The organism is Tsuneonella sp. CC-YZS046 (genome assembly GCF_035581365.1).
Taxonomy (GTDB): domain Bacteria; phylum Pseudomonadota; class Alphaproteobacteria; order Sphingomonadales; family Sphingomonadaceae; genus JAWKXU01.
This window is the reverse complement of the sequence record NZ_CP141590.1, coordinates 2,544,757-2,559,947: the sequence shown is the minus strand read 5'-3', so window position 1 is coordinate 2,559,947 and position 15,191 is coordinate 2,544,757. Positions and strand designations below refer to the sequence as shown.

Sequence of the window (15,191 nt, the reverse complement as noted above, 5' to 3'; positions counted from 1 at the left end):
CCCCTGCCATGCATATCGACCTTGAAAAGACGGAACTTGACGAACTGGACACGCCGATCTGCGTCATCGGCGCGGGCGCGGCCGGGATCGCCCTGACCCGTCGCTTGCTGGATGCGGGGCAGACCGTGACATTGCTCGAATCCGGGGGGCTGGATTATGAGCAGGACATCGCGGATCTCAATGCGGGGGAGAATGTCGGCGAAGCCTATTACCAGCTCGAACATTCCCGGCTGAGATTCTTCGGCGGCACCACCGCGATCTGGGGCGGCCGCCTGGCCGAGCTGGACCCGGTCGATTTCGAGAAGCGCGGCTGGGTGCCGCATTCGGGCTGGCCGATCACCCGCAAGGAGCTGGAGCCTTACTACAAGCAGGCCCGCAAGCTGTTCGGGATTCCCGCCGAAGGGCTGGACGAGAAGGATCTCGGGGCCGCAAATATTTATCTTCCCGAATTCGATCCCGGCCGCATCCGGGTGAAGCACTGGTATTTCGACAACCGTTCCAATCGCTTCACTTTCGATTCCTGCCGGGATCTGGAACGGCACCCGCGCTGCACCGTGATCACGCACGCCACGGTGACCGCGATAGAGGCCGATCCTCATGCCGGGCGGATCACCAGCCTTTGCATTCAAAGCCTTTCCAGGCGCCTGCTCACATTGCGCGCGCGCGTTTTCGTGCTGGCTGCCGGGGGGATCGAAAATCCCAGGCTGCTGCTCGCATCGCGGTCGGTCATGAAGCAGGGGCTGGGCAATGCGTACGATCTGGTGGGGCGGTTCTTCATGGAACATCCCCACGCCCGGGGCGGCAGGCTGGATACGGATTGCGCCTGGAAACTGCTGAGGACGTTCGGCCGCCGCCATCGCTTGAACGGGCAGCAGGTGGCCGCGCTGATAACGCCCAGCGAAACCCGCCAGGCCGAAAAGGCGATCCTGAACACCTCGCTCACTCTCGCTCCGCGCCAGCCCGCCAACAAGAACCAGTTCTGGGGGATGCGGGCCTATAATCGGCTCAAGCACGATCTCGCGCCGACAAGAAAGACCAGGAATCTCTGGCTGCACGCCAAGAAGGCGGCGGCCCATGCGCAACTCGTGGTGGACCCCCTGCGGCCCTGGTTGCTGCACAAGCTCAACCGGGTGGAACTCGCCTTGCTGGTGCGCGGCGAGCAGGCCCCGAACCCTGACAGCCGGATTACATTGCAGAACGATGATCGCGATAGCCTCGGCATTCCCCGGGTAAGGCTCGACTGGCGCTTTTCGGAACTGGATATCCATTCGGTCGACATGCTGGTGGCCGATCTTGGACGGGAGACGGAACGGCTCGGCCTCGGCAGGATCGAGCCGGCCGAATGGCTTTCCGGCACTGACCGCCGCTGGAAGATGGACATGCTGGTCAGCGCGCATCCCTATGGCGGATTTCACCACATGGGCACCACCCGCATGGCCGACGATCCCCGGCAAGGCGTGACGGATCGGCAGGGCCGCGTGCATGGCATCGCCAATCTCTATGTCGCGGGCAGCTCGCTGTTCCCCACCTCGGGCTGGGCCAATCCGACCCTGACGATCGTGGCGCTGGCCCTGCGGACGGCGGACCATATCGCCGGCCGGATGGACCGGGGCGGAGCGCCGGAGATCGCGGAAAAGCGGCTGGAGCCGGTGTCCTAGGCAAGATCCCGATCGCCCGGCATTCGCCTTCCCGGTGAAACCGCGCTAACGGGCGTTTCCATGACGACCGTGCTTGGCCCCACAGGTGTATTGCGGCGCGCACTGCGCAATGCGGGGCTGCTGCTCACCGGCAAAATATCCGCCGGGCTGATCCAACTCGGCAGCTTCGCTCTGGCGGCGCGCGGGCTAGGCCTGAACGATTTCGGCATATTTTCCATGCTGCTGGCCCAGGTCCAGCTGCTGACGGGGTTAGCCGCCTTCCAGTCCAACCATGCGATCGTCCGCTATGGCGTGGAGCATTTGCGGACCGGCAATCGCCGGGCGTTCCAGGCCCTTATCAAGGCGGGCACCCTGCTGGATCTGGGCGCCGCCATCTTTGCCATGGTCGCGACCTTCCTGCTGGTTCCGCTGATTTCCGATTATCTCGGGTGGGGCCGCGACATCACCCGCTCCGCGCAATTGATCTCGGTGCTGGCGCTGACCAACGCCATCGCCACCCCTAAGGGGATGCTGCGCCTGTTCGGCCGTTTCGACCTGCTGACCCAGCACACGGTGGTGACTCCCGCCGCCCGGCTGGTCGGGGTCGCCATTTGCTATGCGGCGGGCGCATCGCTGGCGGGTTATATCGTCTTCTGGCTGATCGCCGGGCTGCTGGGTGCGGCGGTGGCGCTGTGGCTGGGCTGGCGGGAAGCGCGGCGGCGGGACCTGCTGCACGGGCTGGACGGCTCGCTGCGGGGCCTGACCGATGAAAATCCGGGGATCTGGCGCTTCACCATCATCTCCAACCTCAATTCCTCCTTGAAGCTGATCCCCGACCAGCTTTCGACCTTTCTCGTCGGCATCATGCTCACTCCTGCCGCGGCCGGCCTCTTCAAGATAGCGCGGGAACTGGGCACGGCCTTCGCCAAGCCGGTCGAATTGCTGAACCAGTCGGTCTATCCTGACGTGGCGCGGCTGGTCGGCGCCAGGCAGTGGCGCAGGCTGTCGCGCACGGTGCTCCATGCCGGCCTGCTGGCGGCCGGGAGCAGCGCCCTGGCGGCGATACTGGTGGCGGCCGGCGGGCGGACTCTCATAGGCTTCGTGTTCGGCGAGGAGTTCATATCGGCGCAGCTGATCCTGCTGCTGATCGCCATCGCCACCACCGTCACGGTGCTGGTCTTCGCGGTGGAGCCGGTGCTCTATGCCTTGGGAAAGCCCAGCCGCTCCCTCGTGACGACGCTTGCGGCCAGTTTCGTTTTCACGGCGGGCCTGCTGTATTGCCTGCCGCGATACGGCCTTTCCGGCGCGGGCATGGCTTATCTCATATCGGGCCTTGTAACGGTTGGCTTTTCCATCTTCTGGTATTGGAAGCTGGTGGTCGTTCCGTATGTTCGCGAACCGGGCGAAGCAAAGGCTGGCGGATAGATTCGGGAGGATAAGAGCGGTTGATGCTGAAAGTGCCTGTGTTTTCCATGCTTATCCTGCTCGTCAGCGCCTGTAGCCATGCGGAGACGCATTCGGAGACGAGGCCCGCTCCATCCGCTCCATCCGCTCCATCCGTCTCGCCCGCCGCTCAGGCCGAAGATCACGGGCCGGCGCGGGGCCTTGCCTTCGCGCAAGCGCATTGCGCGAGCTGTCATGCGGTCGCCCGGCTGAAGATATCGCCGCACCCCGAAGCGCCCACGTTCGAAGAGGTCGTCAACACACCGGGGCTGAATTCCGAAACGCTCAATTCCTGGCTGCGAAACTCGCACAACTTCCCCGAGATCATGGGCTTCGAGATAGAGCCGGATCAGATCGACGATCTTGCCGCCTATATGCTGACGCTTCAGGACTGAGGGGCGGCGGCGGGACGCCTTCGGCATCGCCGCCGAGGTTACTGGCCGGCCTTCTGCGCGGCGTCGAGGAGCTTGTGGACATCCTGGGGCACCGGATGCCCGCGCAGGGACATGCCGCCTTCGACGCGCAGGGTCTGCCCGGTCATGAAGCATTCGTCGCTGGCGAGCCAGGCCGCGGTCGCGGCCACATCCGCCGTCGTGCCGTGGCGCCCCAGCGGATAATGCTTGAGGAAAAGATCGACAAAGCCCGGAATCGCCTTGATGTCCGCCGTCATCGGCGTCTCTGTCAATCCCGGCGAGATCGTGTTGACGCGAATGTTCCTCGACCCGAAATCATTCGCGAGCGAGCGTATCACATGATCGATGCCCGCCTTCGTGCCCATATAGGCGGCATGATCGGGAAACAGGCATTCGGAGGAGATCGAGCCGATCTGAATGGCCGAGCCGCCGGGCCTCATCGACCCCAGCATGGCCTGGAAGAACTGGAACGGCCCCTTGAACTGCAGGTCTATCATCTGTTGCAGCTCGTCTTCGGTCGTTTCGAGAAACGGCTTGAACAAGGCCCAGCCGACGCAGTTGACCGCTATGTCCAGCCCGCCGAAGCGATCCAGCGCGAACTCCGCAAGCCGATCGAGATCGGGCCGGGAGGTGATGTCGCAGACACGATATGCGCCGTCGATTTCGTCGGAGAAGCGCTCAAGCTCGGCCTCGTTGCGCCCGGCCACCACGACCCGCGCTCCCTCGTCGGCAAAGCGCCTCGCGATCGCCTGGCCCATGTTTTCCCGGCTCGACGCGCCCAGGACGATGGCGATTTTGCCGGCTAGTCGTTTTTGCATCGCTGCCTTCCGGAAGAGAGGGAGGGACCTGGGCGCATAGGGGGCGGAACAGCGACCCGCGCCCGGCTTGGCTATCATGCCGGCCATGCTTGCGCAAACCATGCCGGTCGCCCGCAGTGAAACGGCGGCGGCAAGGGAGCCGTCCCATCCCGCAGGCTCTTGAGCCCGCCCGCCGGATGACGCGCCTGTCCATGGGGAACGCATAGCGGTTTCGCGCGCTGATCGGGCGGATGGGGCAAAGGAGAGCAGCCATGCCTCGAGGCGACAAGAGCAGCTATACCGACAAGCAGAAGCGCAAGGCCGAACATATCGAAGAAGGCTACAAGGATCGCGGCGTCAGCAGCAAGGAGGCGGAGCGCCGCGCCTGGGCCACGGTGAACAAGGAATCCGGCGGCGGCAAGAAGTCGGGTTCCGGAAGAGGCAGGAAGGAGAGTCACGCCTCCTCCCGGAAGGGCGGCCGAACAGGCGGTTCCAGCCAAAGCCCGGAAAAGCGATCCGCCGCGGCCAGGAAAGGCTGGGAAACCCGTCGCCGCAAGGGAAATGGCTGAGGCAGGATGAAGCGGCCCCGTCAGGGCAGGGCATCGAAACGATCGCGAGGGAAGAGGCCCATGGCCGAGTATGACAGGCTTCGCGATCATATGGTGGACGTCCAGCTTGCCGGTCGTGGCATCCGCGACAAGCGTGTGCTCGAAGCGATGCGGACGGTGCCGCGCGAGCGCTTCGTGCGCGAGGGGCTGGAAGAGTTCGCCTATGAGGATTCGGCGCTGCCGATCGAGGAAGAGCAGACGATTTCGCAGCCCTATATCGTGGCCGCCATGATCGAGGCGGCCGAGGTCGAGCCGGACGACCGGGTCCTCGAAGTGGGCGCCGGTTCCGGCTATGCCGCCGCGGTCCTTGGCCGGATCGCCCGGCGGGTGTTTGCGATCGAGCGTCATCCGGCGCTGGCCAGTCTGGCGCGGGAGCGCATCGCCGCGCTCGGCTACGCCAATGTGGAGATCCGGGCCGGCGACGGCACCAGGGGCCTCGAGCAGGAAGCCCCGTTCGACGCGATCCTCGTCGCGGCCGGGGCGCCGGAGGTGCCGAACGCGCTCAAGCGGCAACTGGCGATGGGCGGCCGCCTCGTCATCCCGGTGGGAGACACCGGCAAGCAGAAGCTATGCAAGGTAACGCGCACCGGCGAGACACGTTTCGATGTGGAAAATCTCGCCACGGTCATGTTCGTGCCGCTGATCGGCGAAGAGGGCTGGCAAGAGAATAGGTAGCGAGCGGCGCGGTTTGCCAAAGACTTTACGGGCCGATATTGCGGATGCCGCATCAGCCAGCAGCAAGGAGGAGCCAGGCCCCCAGGGTCCGGCAAGCCAGAATGTCGAGCGGAACCGAAACCATCCATCACACCGGGCAGGCGCGTTTCCTGATGCCGGAAGGCGCCCGCCAGATCATACTCGTCCGCCATGGATCGAGCGTGGGCCCGACGGTGAATACTCTCCAGCTGGGGGAACTCACCCTGTCCGATCCGGAACTGTCGCCGGATGGGCACCTCCAGGCGCAGGCGCTTGCCAGCCAGCTTTCCAGGGAGGCGATTGCCCATATCTTCGTCACGCCGCTGCGGCGGACGCACCAGACCGCCGAACCGCTGGTCGCCGCGACGGGAATCCAGCCGGTGGTGATCGACGACTTGAGAGAGATACATCTCGGCGAGTGGGAGCACAGCTATTACGAATACGCGTCATCCGGCCATCCGCTGATCTCGCAGGCCTATGTCGAGGAACGCTGGGACGTGATCCCGCAGGCGGAAAGCGCGGCCTCCTTCGCCGAACGCGTAAGCCGGGGAATCGCGGAGGTCGTCGCCCGGACCGGGCCGGGCACCACTTCCGTCGCGCTCAGCCACGCCGCCACGATCAGCGAAATCTGCCGGCAGGCCGCCAGAAGCCGCCCCTTTGCCTTTGTCGGCGTCGAGAATACTTCGATCACCCGGCTGATCGTCACCAAGGATGGCGGGTGGCAATTGCGCAGCTTCAACGACGTGTCGCACCTCGGCTATTCGTGAGCGGGGAAGGCCCCGGCCCCGATCCATTGATGGCCCCGATGAACGGGCAAGGGCGCCACTCCACCGCGTCCTTGCAATGAAGTGGCGGCCTTGCGCCGATGCCGGGTGGCCGACAGATCCTTGCGGGCTTTACCGCTTGAGCGCCTCGTAGCGGTCGAGCGGCGCGAAATTGATGTCGCCCACAGCGACATAGATCGGCTCGAAGAAGCGGCTCTGGTCGATATCCTCGGAGAAGCTGTATTCCGGCCGGTCCGGGAAGGTTTCCTTCAGCCTGTCCATGAAGGCGGCGGGATCGTCGGCCTCGAAATAATAGATCGAAAGATACTGGAACTGGTTGTCCATCTGGAACGGGAACATCTTGGGGACGTCGACGGCCTTGAAGCGGCCCAGCGGCACCAGCCCCGGCAGCGACTTGTAGGTGGGGTAGGCTACGTTGTCGTACCAGTCGTTGAACTCCGCGTCCCGGCCCGGGATCGGGTTGGTCATTGCAAGCAGCACATATTTGGCCATCGGTTCATCCTCTGTCGGTTATTCCGCCCCGCGCGGATTGGGCTGACCACATGCTCAGCGTTACGCAATCTGGGGGAGAGACGATGTGCGGTCAAGCGCTGGAAAGAGGATCGGTGCGCGGCGCGGGTGCAAAAAAGGCGGAGCCTCGCGGCCCCGCCCGATCTGGTTCCGGCAATGCCGGGAGTTGCCTTATTCCTTGGCTTGCGGCGCCGCCGCGGCGGCATCCGCCGGCAATCCGCCCAGCTCGCTGACCAGCTTGGTATAGGCGTCGAGATAGGCCAGCACGATGATCTGGCCGATCTGCGTGTTCTGATAACCGCCGCCGCCCGCGCCGGCGAACACGCCGCCGCCGAACAGACCGCCGCCGCCGCCGCCGAAGCTGACGTCGGACTTGCGGGCATAGCCTTCGGTCATCGCCTCTTCCACCGTGGTGCGGGCATTGACGATGGACAGGGTGACGTTGGCTTCACCCTTCTTGACGTTGACCCCGCCGGCGATCGCGCCGATCGGGCCGCCCACGAAATTGCCGAGGAAGCCGCCGAAGCCGCCGCCGCCCGAATTCTTGTTGGTGGTCACGATATCCGGCTGGAGGAAATAATCCGCGGCCTTGACCTGGCCCTTGCCGAGGTTGGAGCCGTCCTGCAGCTCTCCGTCATCGGCCATGGCGCGTTCCATGTTGCGGCTCTGCAAGGAGCGGCCGCGATTGACCATGGTGAAGCAGCCGGAACGCTGCACGAAGATCTTGATGATCGCTTCGGGGCTGCCGAGGCTGAGTTCGCGCCACCACTGGTTGTCAGGCTCGACGATGGCGACGGTGCCGAGGTTGCGGGTGCAGCGCGGGATTTCCTGCGTGCCCTGCGACTGCTGCTTGCGGCCGGACGATTCGCCCTTGGCCAGCACCGGAGTGGCGGTAGCGGTCAGGGCCAGCGCCAAGGTGGCGCCAATCAGCTTCTTCATGGTGAACTCCCTCTGTTCGGACAGGCCGGCCCGAAGCCTGAATTGCTGTCTGGCCGGATAAATAATCCCTGCTGCGGTTCTAGCGCGAGCGGCTGTGCTTACCAACTGTCTTATGGCGAATTTTTTACAGGCGCGTCGTTCAGCGGAAAGTAACCGGCATGTTGTCGATCAGCCGGGTCCCGCCGATGCGCGCGGCCACCAGCAGCCGGGCCGGGCGCTCCGCCGGATGGGCGAGCGGCTCGAGGCTTTCCGCATCCGCCAGCGCGGCATAATCGACCGAGGAGAAGCCCGCCGCGCCGAGTGCGCTTTCCAGCTCCGCCAGCGCACCGGCCACATCGCCCCCGCTTTCGATCCGGGCGATGGCCGCGCGCAGGGCCCGAGGCAGCGCGGCGGCGGCTTCCCGCTCCGCCGGGGAGAGGTATTGATTGCGGCTGCTCATCGCCAGTCCGTCCGGCTCGCGCACGGTCGGCACGCCGTGAATCCGGTCGGCATGGGGCAGGGTGAGGTCGAGATCGCGCGCCATGCGGCGGATCACGGCGAGCTGCTGCCAATCCTTTTCGCCGAAGAAGGCCAGGTCGGGCAGCACCTGGTTGAACAGCTTGTTCACCACCGTGGCCACGCCGTCGAAATGGCCGGGCCGGGCGGCGCCGCAGAACCCCTCGCTCACTCCCGAAACCGAAATATTGGTGGAAAACCCCGCCGGATACATCTCCGCCACATCCGGCGCCCACAGCAGGTCCACCCCTTCCGCCGCGAGCAGGCGGGAATCTTCCGCAAGGCGCCTCGGATAAGCGTCGAGATCCTCGTTCGGCCCGAATTGCGTGGGATTGACGAAGATCGACACCACGACATGCGCGGCTTGCGCCTTCGCCTCGCGCACCAGGGTGAGATGGCCTTCGTGCAACGCGCCCATGGTGGGCACGAAGGCGACCGGGCCGTTTTGCCTCAGTTCGGCGACGGCCCTGCGCAGGGCGTCAAGTCGATTGATGGTTTGCACCGCGATGGGGCCTCCGATAAGACGCGGGCATCTGCCCGCCCGGCCGTCCTAGACCGGGCAGGCGGCTTCTATCAACTTCACATGGGAAACCTGCTTCCGCCGTGTCGATCTCCGAGCCGCATCGTATCGTTTTCGCCAATGAGAAAGGCGGGACGGGCAAGTCCACCACGGCCGTGCATGTGGCGGTCGCGCTCGCCTATCAGGGCGCGAAGGTGGCTGCGATCGATCTCGATCCGCGTCAGCGCACGCTGTTCCGCTATCTGGAGAACCGCGCCGAGACGGAGCGGCGGCGCGGCATCGAGCTGCCTGGCGCGATATTCGATGTCTTCACCGGGGAAACGGTGGAGGAGCTGGATACCCTGGCCGCGCGCCTCGGTGCGGGGTGCGATTTCCTGCTGTTCGACACGCCCGGCCGGGACGATCCCTTCGCGCGGCATGTGGCAACGGCGGCGGATACGCTGGTTACGCCGATGAACGACAGCTTCGTCGATTTCGACCTGATCGGCCAGGTGGAGGCGGAAAGCTTCAAGGTGCGCCGCCTCTCCTTCTATGCCGAGCTGATCTGGGAAGCGCGCAAGAAGCGGGCCATGGCCACGATCCGCGACCAGCGCCGGGAAATGGACTGGGTGGTGGTGCGCAACCGCACCCATCATGTCGAGGCGCGCAACCAGAAGCGCATCGACCAGGCGCTGGCCGAGCTGTCCAAGCGGGTCGGCTTCCGCGTCGCCAACGGCCTTTCCGAACGCGTCATCTATCGCGAACTGTTCCCCTCGGGCCTGACCCTGCTCGACAAGGGCCAGCTGGGCGAGCTGGGCACCAGCCATCTGGTCGCCCGCCAGGAATTGCGGGCGCTGGTCGCCGGGCTGACTCTGCCGATGCCCACCGGGGCGGCCGCCCCCGCCCGGGCTGCCAGCGCGTAAGTCCGGCTATGGCCAGGCTGCTGATCCTTGCCCTGATCGCCATTGTTGGCTGCAGGGTGCTGACGGGGCGCTGGCCGTGGGAACTGCTGGGCATCTCCGCTCATTCCAGCGAGGAGGCGCGGGCTCGCGCCTTGCTGGGGCTGGGCAAGCGGGCGCGGCGCCAGGACATCATCGACGCGCATCGGCGGCTGCTCTCCCGCGTCCATCCGGACAAGGGCGGAACCGGCGAGCAGGTGCTGCAGGCCAATGCCGCCCGGGATCTGCTGCTGTCCAGGCTGCCGGACCGGGACCACGGCAATAGCGGACAAGGACGATAATGAAGCACCAGTTCCATCCGACAATTCTGCGGGAATACGACATTCGCGGCATCATCGGCGAAACGCTCGGCCCGGACGATGCCCGGGCGATCGGGCGGGGCTTCGCGACCCTGCTGCGCGCGGCGGGGGGCACGAGAGTGGCGGTCGGCTACGATGGCCGGGTCAGCTCGCCCCTGCTCGAACATGCGCTGATCGAAGGGCTGAACGCCAGCGGTTGCGATGTGGTGCGGATCGGCATGGGGCCGACGCCGATGCTCTATTACGCGGAAGCATCGGCGGACGACGTGGACGGCGGCATCCAGATCACCGGCAGCCATAATCCGGCCAATTACAACGGGTTCAAGATGGTGTTCCAGGGCCGCCCGTTCTTCGGCGCCGACATTCTGGAGCTGGGCCGCCTCGCCCGCGAAGGCGCCTGGGCCGACGGCAATGGCGCGGTGGAAGGCCGCGATGTGCAGGCGGCCTATGTCGATCGGCTGCTGGCCGGGCTGGACGGCATCGACCCGCAACGCCTCTCCACCCTGCGGATCGGTTGGGACGCGGGCAATGGCGCGGCCGGCCCGGTGCTGGAGCAGCTGGCCGCCCGGCTGCCGGGCGAGCATCACCTGCTCTACACCGAGGTCGACGGGAATTTCCCCAACCATCACCCGGATCCGACCGAGGAAAAGAACCTCGAGGATCTGCGCAAGCTGGTGGCGGAAAAGCAGTTCGATTTCGGCATCGCCTTCGACGGGGATGGCGACCGGATCGGGGCGATCGACGGAGAAGGGCGGATCATCTGGGGCGACCAGCTGCTGATGATCTATGCCGAGGATCTGCTGCGGACGGAGCCGGGCGCCACCGTCATCGCCGATGTGAAGGCCTCGCGCGCCTTGTTCGAACGCGTCGCCGAACTGGGCGGCAAGCCGGTGATGTGGAAGACCGGGCACAGCCTGATAAAGTCGAAGATGAAGGAAACCGGCGCTCCGCTGGCGGGGGAAATGAGCGGTCATGTCTTCTTCGCCCATCGCTATTACGGGTTCGACGACGCGCTCTATGCGGCGGTCCGGCTGATCGCGGCCAGCGCCAATCTCGGCAAGTCCGTCACCGAATTGCGCGGGGCCATGCCCGCTCTCGTCAACACGCCGGAAATGCGCTTTCAGGTCGATGAAGCCCGCAAGTTCGTGGTGATCGACGAAGTGAAGCAGCGGCTGGCCGGGGCCGGGGCGGATGTCGATGCGACGGACGGGGTCCGCGTCAGCACCGCCGATGGCTGGTGGCTGCTGCGTGCGTCGAACACGCAGGACGTGCTGGTCGCCCGCGCCGAAAGCGAAAGCGAGCAAGGGCTGACCCGGCTGATGGCCCAGATCGACGGCCAGCTTGCCCAGTCCGGCCTGGAACGCGGGCCGCAGGCCGGGCATTAATTAGAGTGACTTTGCCGTTCAGCCCGGCAGGGCGCAGGCCGCCACCACGGTCAGGGCGACGGCCAGCAAGGGCAGGGCGCCCTGGCGCCCGCCGCGCCACCCGGCGAGGCCGATCGTCACGGCGCCCTTGAACAGCGTATTGAGCGTGACGGGGGCGGCCAGCGCCAGCGCGGCGGTGCGCGCGGCCAGCGTTCCTTGCGGCAGGCTGCCCATGGTGATGATCGCGGAATCGACATCCACCGTGCCGGAAATCGCCAATACGGTGGCCAGCCCCCGGTCGCCGTAACGGTCCAGCACCCAATGCGCCACCACGGTCAGGGCCATGACCATCGCCGTCAGCAGCAGCGCGGGGCCGAGGTCGAAGGGGTTCTTCACGCTGACTTCCGCCGGGGCCTGCTGCCGGCCCCAATCGGCGCGGCGCAGGAACCAGATGGCGAACAGCAGGCTGAGCAGCGCCCCGGGGGTGGCCAGCAGGGCAAAGGGCGCAAGGGCGAAGGGAGCCAGCAGGCCGACCAGCAGCATCACCCGCAGGAACATGACCAGGGAAGCCGTGCAGATTCCGGCGGCCAGAAGTGGGGCCGGGGCCGAGCCGTCGCGCAGCCGCGTGGCGAGATCGGCCGTCACGGCGGTGGAGGAAACCATCGATCCGGCGGCGGCGGTCGCCAGCAGGCCGCGCGTCGCGCCCAGCGCCTTCGAGGCGAAATAGCCGGCGAAGGAAAAGCCGGAAACCATCACCACCACCATCCATAGCTGGCGCGGGTTCCACGCCTGATAGGGGCCGTATCCCTTGTCCGGCAGCAGCGGCAGGATGACCATGGCGATCAGCGCGAAGCGGGCGATCGACAGAACCTCGCTTTCGCTCAGCCGGCCGACCCAGCCGTGCAATTGCGTGCGCAGCGACAGCAGCAGGATCATGATGACCGCCACGATCGTGCCCAGCAGCCATTCCCCGCTGCCGGTAAGGAACCCGCAGGCCAGCGTCAGCAGGCCGACCAGGCTGCCGGTGCCGCTGACATCCCCCTGCTCCTGCCCTCTGCTCCGGCTCCCCCGGGCGTAGCCGATCAGCACCAGCAGGGCGGCGGCGGCCAGCAGGATCGTGGCCGGGCCGCGTGCCTGGGCATGGAGCGTGCCCGCGATTCCGCCCGCCAGCCCCATCAGGGCGAAGGTGCGGATTCCGGCGAAGCGCGTGCCTTCTGGCCGGTTGCGCCCGGCCCATCCACGTTGCACGCCGACCAGCAGGCCCAGCCCGAGGCCGAGCGCGACGCCCGTCGCATGGCCGAGATCGAGATTGCCGAACATGCCGTTCCTTGCGCCTTGAATGAAGGGACGTTCCTGCCCGCACCGACCCTAGGTCCTGGCCTCAGGAGCGCAAGCGCGGAAATGGATGGGATGTCGGCGTCGGGCCTTGAATGCGGGCCATGCCTCGGCCATGGAGGCGATGGATCAACGGTCAGGGAAACGGACATGCGGGGATTTTCGGTCATTGCGGGCGCGCTGCTCATCCTGGCCCCGCTGGCCGTGGCGGCGCGGGATGCCGCTCCGGCCCCGGCGGCGCTCGATCCCGTCCGGCTCGACAGTGCCCGGAAGACGGTGGACCACGTCTTTCCCGAAGGCACCTATGCCCGGATGATGAAAGGTTCGATGGATGCGATCCTGGGCACCGTGCTCGATTCCGTGAGCGCCATGCCGGTGCAGCAGATCGCCGCGATGGCCGGCATGACCGAGGAAGAGATAGGCAAGCTCGGCGAAACCACCCTGGCCGAGATCATGGAGATCTACGATCCCGCCTATCGCCAGCGGATGGAGGTGACGATGCGCGTCACCATGGAGCATATGACCGGGGTGATGGGCAGGCTGGAGCCGGAAATGCGCGCGGGGCTGGCGCGGGCCTATGCGAGCCGCTTCACCGAGGCGCAGCTGGGCGAGCTGAACGGCTTCTTCGCCACGCCCACCGGCACGCTCTATGCCGCGCAGTCGATGATGATCTTTCTCGATCCCGAGGTCATGCAATCCATGCAGAAGATGATGCCGGTTCTCATGGAGGAAATGCCCGGCATCCAGACCGCGGCCATGACCGCCACCGCCGATCTTCCGCCGCCTCGCTCCACTTGCGAGCTTACCGAGGCGGAGTGGGCGAAGCTGGCCGGGCTGCTCGGCGTGCCCGACGCGCCGAAAGGCGATTGCGATGCCGAAGCCGCGGGCGGCCAATAGAAACGGCCAATAGAAGCAGGTTCCGATTGGCCAGGGCGCGCGGTCAGAGGCGCGGCATATATCTGGCCGGGATCGCCTTCGGGTCGATCGCCCGGTATTGGGTGTCGCCCATCATCACATCGCCTTCGATGAAATCGGTCGGGCCATGCACGGTAAACCAATAGCCGTCGTATTCATCCGCCGTGGAAATGTAGGAGAAGGTCAAGGCCCCGGTCTGGACGATCCTGCCCGCGCGAATGGTCCGGCGCGTGACTTCGGGGCTGGTGCTTGTGTAATATATGCCTGAAATTCCGGCGGGCTGGATCAGGACATAGCCGCAACTCATCTCGCATTTTGCGTCACCGACCATTTGCGCGCGGTAATAGCCGGGCTTGATGGGCAAGCTGTCCACCCTTTTCCATTCCCGCTTGGGCCAAGCCTGGTCGATTGGCTGCAGGCTGTCGAGAGCGCAGTAGGAATAGGATTTCGCGGATGCGCCGGGGTGCTTCACGGTAAAATGCTCCTGATCGGGAATGGCATAGGTGGCCGTGACCATTGCATTGTCCTGCACCCCGACATCCTCGCGCGTGACATAGGAACCAGGCCCGGTCTTCCGGATCGTTTCGATCTGCCGGATGGCGAGCGGATCGCCCGCGCCGCCCAGACCCTCGTCGATGAACATCTTCTCGCTTTCCACCCTGCCGCAGCTCTGGCCCTTCGCGACATAGGTGCCCAGGCGTATCGGCAAGCTCGGGCCTGTTGCTCCGGCCTGGCTCGGGAGCGGAGCGGCGGGCGGCGCATAGCAGCTGGCAAGCGCCGTGCGCAGGGCATTGGTCGATCCTGTCAGCGGGAGGGTGCCCAGGGCGGTTCCGTTGAGTGTGATTGCAACGCTGGTGGATTTGCCGGCCAGCATGTCCAGCGCGGCGTTCTCCTTCAGCAAGGCCCACCATGCGCCCAGCTTCGGGTTCCAGATCACAGGCACGGAAAAGACCGCGCCATCGGCGGATGCCGTCAGGTCCAGATGCCCGCTGGCGCTTTGCCCATATTGCGGGGCGGCCAGAGCCAGCATGGGTTTGCTGCCTTCGCAAGCCAGCACAAGACCCTTGACCGGGCCCGTGGATTTGACGGCGGCAACCAGCCTGCCGCTGGCGCCGGTGGACACTTCCCACCCGGTGCCGGCCTGAGCCTTCGATATCGATGGCATGCAAAGCGATATGGCCATGAAGAGCAGTGCGGGCAGCGAAAGACGAAGGTTCATGACAGTTCCTGTTGCTCGAATCAAAGGACGTCCTGCGATGTCCAACATGATGCTGCATGTGCGAAGAAATACCAATGGCACTTGGCGACAGGTCCGATTCGGATCGAACCGGGCCGATCTGCGTTTGCTTTCCTACTGGCGGATTTTGTGCTCCATCCGTTCTCATGCAGGCGCGTCTTTCCCCCGATATTCGCGGCTTTCGCCGAGGCAGGATCGTCTGCCGCAGTCAGGGCGGTTTTTTGCCCTTGAACAGTGTCAACCCTGTCAACCCCCCCATCGGT

16 protein-coding genes are annotated in these 15,191 nt (G+C 65.6%); 10 read left to right on the top strand and 6 right to left on the bottom strand.

Translation table 11 applies throughout. The features are described from left to right. The first annotated feature begins 8 nt into the window (after positions 1–8). Genes U8326_RS12535 through U8326_RS12525 form a run of 3 tightly spaced genes read left to right on the top strand, consistent with a single transcriptional unit; the run spans position 9 to position 3,475 of the window. Complete coding sequence (locus U8326_RS12535) at positions 9–1,658, top strand: GMC family oxidoreductase (protein WP_324740668.1); 1,650 nt, start codon at positions 9–11, stop codon at positions 1,656–1,658. Between the two features lie 60 nt (positions 1,659–1,718). After that, positions 1,719–3,062, top strand: coding sequence for a lipopolysaccharide biosynthesis protein (locus U8326_RS12530; RefSeq protein WP_324740667.1), 1,344 nt, complete (start codon positions 1,719–1,721; stop codon positions 3,060–3,062). 23 nt (positions 3,063–3,085) lie between these two features. Next, complete coding sequence (locus tag U8326_RS12525; RefSeq protein ID WP_324740666.1) at positions 3,086–3,475, top strand: cytochrome c; 390 nt, start codon at positions 3,086–3,088, stop codon at positions 3,473–3,475. A gap of 38 nt (positions 3,476–3,513) precedes the next feature. Here the strand turns inward: U8326_RS12525 and U8326_RS12520 are convergent, their stop codons facing one another. Beyond that, complete coding sequence (locus U8326_RS12520) at positions 3,514–4,311, bottom strand: SDR family oxidoreductase (RefSeq protein WP_324740665.1); 798 nt, start codon at positions 4,309–4,311, stop codon at positions 3,514–3,516. Between the two features lie 251 nt (positions 4,312–4,562). Between U8326_RS12520 and U8326_RS12515 the strand changes: the two genes are divergently transcribed. The 3 genes from U8326_RS12515 to U8326_RS12505 all read left to right on the top strand — a co-directional run bounded on the left by U8326_RS12515 (position 4,563) and on the right by U8326_RS12505 (position 6,358). After that, complete coding sequence (locus U8326_RS12515) at positions 4,563–4,859, top strand: plasmid stabilization protein (protein ID WP_324740664.1); 297 nt, start codon at positions 4,563–4,565, stop codon at positions 4,857–4,859. A gap of 60 nt (positions 4,860–4,919) precedes the next feature. Next, entirely contained in the window at positions 4,920–5,573 is a 654-nt protein-coding gene (locus U8326_RS12510) for a protein-L-isoaspartate(D-aspartate) O-methyltransferase (RefSeq protein ID WP_324740663.1), read from the top strand. Positions 5,574–5,674: 101 nt separating this feature from the next. Then, positions 5,675–6,358, top strand: a complete 684-nt coding sequence (locus tag U8326_RS12505) for a histidine phosphatase family protein (RefSeq protein ID WP_324740661.1) — start codon at positions 5,675–5,677, stop codon at positions 6,356–6,358. A gap of 129 nt (positions 6,359–6,487) precedes the next feature. On the opposite strand, the gene U8326_RS12500 is transcribed toward U8326_RS12505, so the two are convergent. The 3 genes from U8326_RS12500 to panC form a co-directional block, all read right to left on the bottom strand. Further along, on the bottom strand, positions 6,488–6,868 hold the full coding sequence (locus U8326_RS12500) for a hypothetical protein (RefSeq protein WP_324740660.1): 381 nt from the start codon (positions 6,866–6,868) through the stop codon (positions 6,488–6,490). A 189-nt stretch (positions 6,869–7,057) separates the two neighbouring features. Continuing rightward, positions 7,058–7,825, bottom strand: coding sequence for a penicillin-binding protein activator LpoB (locus U8326_RS12495; protein ID WP_324740659.1), 768 nt, complete (start codon positions 7,823–7,825; stop codon positions 7,058–7,060). A 139-nt stretch (positions 7,826–7,964) separates the two neighbouring features. Then, entirely contained in the window at positions 7,965–8,822 is an 858-nt protein-coding gene (gene panC / locus U8326_RS12490) for a pantoate--beta-alanine ligase (RefSeq protein ID WP_324740658.1), read from the bottom strand. A gap of 101 nt (positions 8,823–8,923) precedes the next feature. On the opposite strand from panC, the gene U8326_RS12485 reads away from it, so the two are divergent. From U8326_RS12485 to pgmG, 3 genes are read left to right on the top strand one after another with little or no spacing between them, the layout of a single operon-like run. Continuing rightward, positions 8,924–9,742 carry a division plane positioning ATPase MipZ gene (locus U8326_RS12485; RefSeq protein ID WP_324740657.1) on the top strand — a complete coding sequence of 273 codons (819 nt, stop codon included), beginning with the start codon at positions 8,924–8,926 and terminating at the stop codon, positions 9,740–9,742. A gap of 8 nt (positions 9,743–9,750) precedes the next feature. After that, a complete protein-coding gene (locus U8326_RS12480) occupies positions 9,751–10,059 on the top strand; it encodes a molecular chaperone DnaJ (RefSeq protein WP_324740655.1) in 309 nt (102 codons plus the stop codon). After that, positions 10,059–11,462 carry a phosphoglucomutase/phosphomannomutase PgmG gene (gene pgmG / locus U8326_RS12475; protein WP_324740653.1) on the top strand — a complete coding sequence of 468 codons (1,404 nt, stop codon included), beginning with the start codon at positions 10,059–10,061 and terminating at the stop codon, positions 11,460–11,462. Before U8326_RS12480 ends, pgmG begins: the two co-directional genes overlap by 1 nt. A gap of 18 nt (positions 11,463–11,480) precedes the next feature. On the opposite strand, the gene U8326_RS12470 is transcribed toward pgmG, so the two are convergent. Continuing rightward, positions 11,481–12,761: an MgtC/SapB family protein gene (locus tag U8326_RS12470; protein WP_324740652.1), complete on the bottom strand. Its 1,281-nt coding sequence runs from the start codon at positions 12,759–12,761 to the stop codon at positions 11,481–11,483. A 165-nt stretch (positions 12,762–12,926) separates the two neighbouring features. Here U8326_RS12470 and U8326_RS12465 point away from each other — a divergent pair, with 165 nt between their 5' ends. Continuing rightward, positions 12,927–13,673 (top strand): DUF2059 domain-containing protein, encoded by a 747-nt coding sequence (locus tag U8326_RS12465; RefSeq protein WP_324740651.1) that lies wholly within the window; start codon positions 12,927–12,929, stop codon positions 13,671–13,673. Between the two features lie 43 nt (positions 13,674–13,716). On the opposite strand, the gene U8326_RS12460 is transcribed toward U8326_RS12465, so the two are convergent. Next, positions 13,717–14,856 (bottom strand): hypothetical protein, encoded by a 1,140-nt coding sequence (locus U8326_RS12460; protein WP_324740649.1) that lies wholly within the window; start codon positions 14,854–14,856, stop codon positions 13,717–13,719. Positions 14,857–15,191: the final 335 nt, after the last annotated feature.

What these genes read in the sequence shown, in the direction of transcription:
- U8326_RS12505 (WP_324740661.1), top strand. Translation starts at nt 5,675, where the DNA reads ATGTCGAGCGGAACCGAAACCATCCATCACACCGGGCAGGCGCGTTTC.
- U8326_RS12535 (WP_324740668.1), top strand. Translation starts at nt 9, where the DNA reads ATGCATATCGACCTTGAAAAGACGGAACTTGACGAACTGGACACGCCG.
- U8326_RS12515 (WP_324740664.1), top strand. Translation starts at nt 4,563, where the DNA reads ATGCCTCGAGGCGACAAGAGCAGCTATACCGACAAGCAGAAGCGCAAG.
- U8326_RS12470 (WP_324740652.1), bottom strand. Translation starts at nt 12,761, where the DNA reads ATGTTCGGCAATCTCGATCTCGGCCATGCGACGGGCGTCGCGCTCGGC.
- pgmG (WP_324740653.1), top strand. Translation starts at nt 10,059, where the DNA reads ATGAAGCACCAGTTCCATCCGACAATTCTGCGGGAATACGACATTCGC.
- U8326_RS12500 (WP_324740660.1), bottom strand. Translation starts at nt 6,868, where the DNA reads ATGGCCAAATATGTGCTGCTTGCAATGACCAACCCGATCCCGGGCCGG.
- U8326_RS12510 (WP_324740663.1), top strand. Translation starts at nt 4,920, where the DNA reads ATGGCCGAGTATGACAGGCTTCGCGATCATATGGTGGACGTCCAGCTT.
- U8326_RS12480 (WP_324740655.1), top strand. Translation starts at nt 9,751, where the DNA reads ATGGCCAGGCTGCTGATCCTTGCCCTGATCGCCATTGTTGGCTGCAGG.
- U8326_RS12525 (WP_324740666.1), top strand. Translation starts at nt 3,086, where the DNA reads ATGCTGAAAGTGCCTGTGTTTTCCATGCTTATCCTGCTCGTCAGCGCC.
- U8326_RS12495 (WP_324740659.1), bottom strand. Translation starts at nt 7,825, where the DNA reads ATGAAGAAGCTGATTGGCGCCACCTTGGCGCTGGCCCTGACCGCTACC.
- U8326_RS12460 (WP_324740649.1), bottom strand. Translation starts at nt 14,856, where the DNA reads ATGCCATCGATATCGAAGGCTCAGGCCGGCACCGGGTGGGAAGTGTCC.
- U8326_RS12520 (WP_324740665.1), bottom strand. Translation starts at nt 4,311, where the DNA reads ATGCAAAAACGACTAGCCGGCAAAATCGCCATCGTCCTGGGCGCGTCG.
- U8326_RS12465 (WP_324740651.1), top strand. Translation starts at nt 12,927, where the DNA reads ATGCGGGGATTTTCGGTCATTGCGGGCGCGCTGCTCATCCTGGCCCCG.
- U8326_RS12530 (WP_324740667.1), top strand. Translation starts at nt 1,719, where the DNA reads ATGACGACCGTGCTTGGCCCCACAGGTGTATTGCGGCGCGCACTGCGC.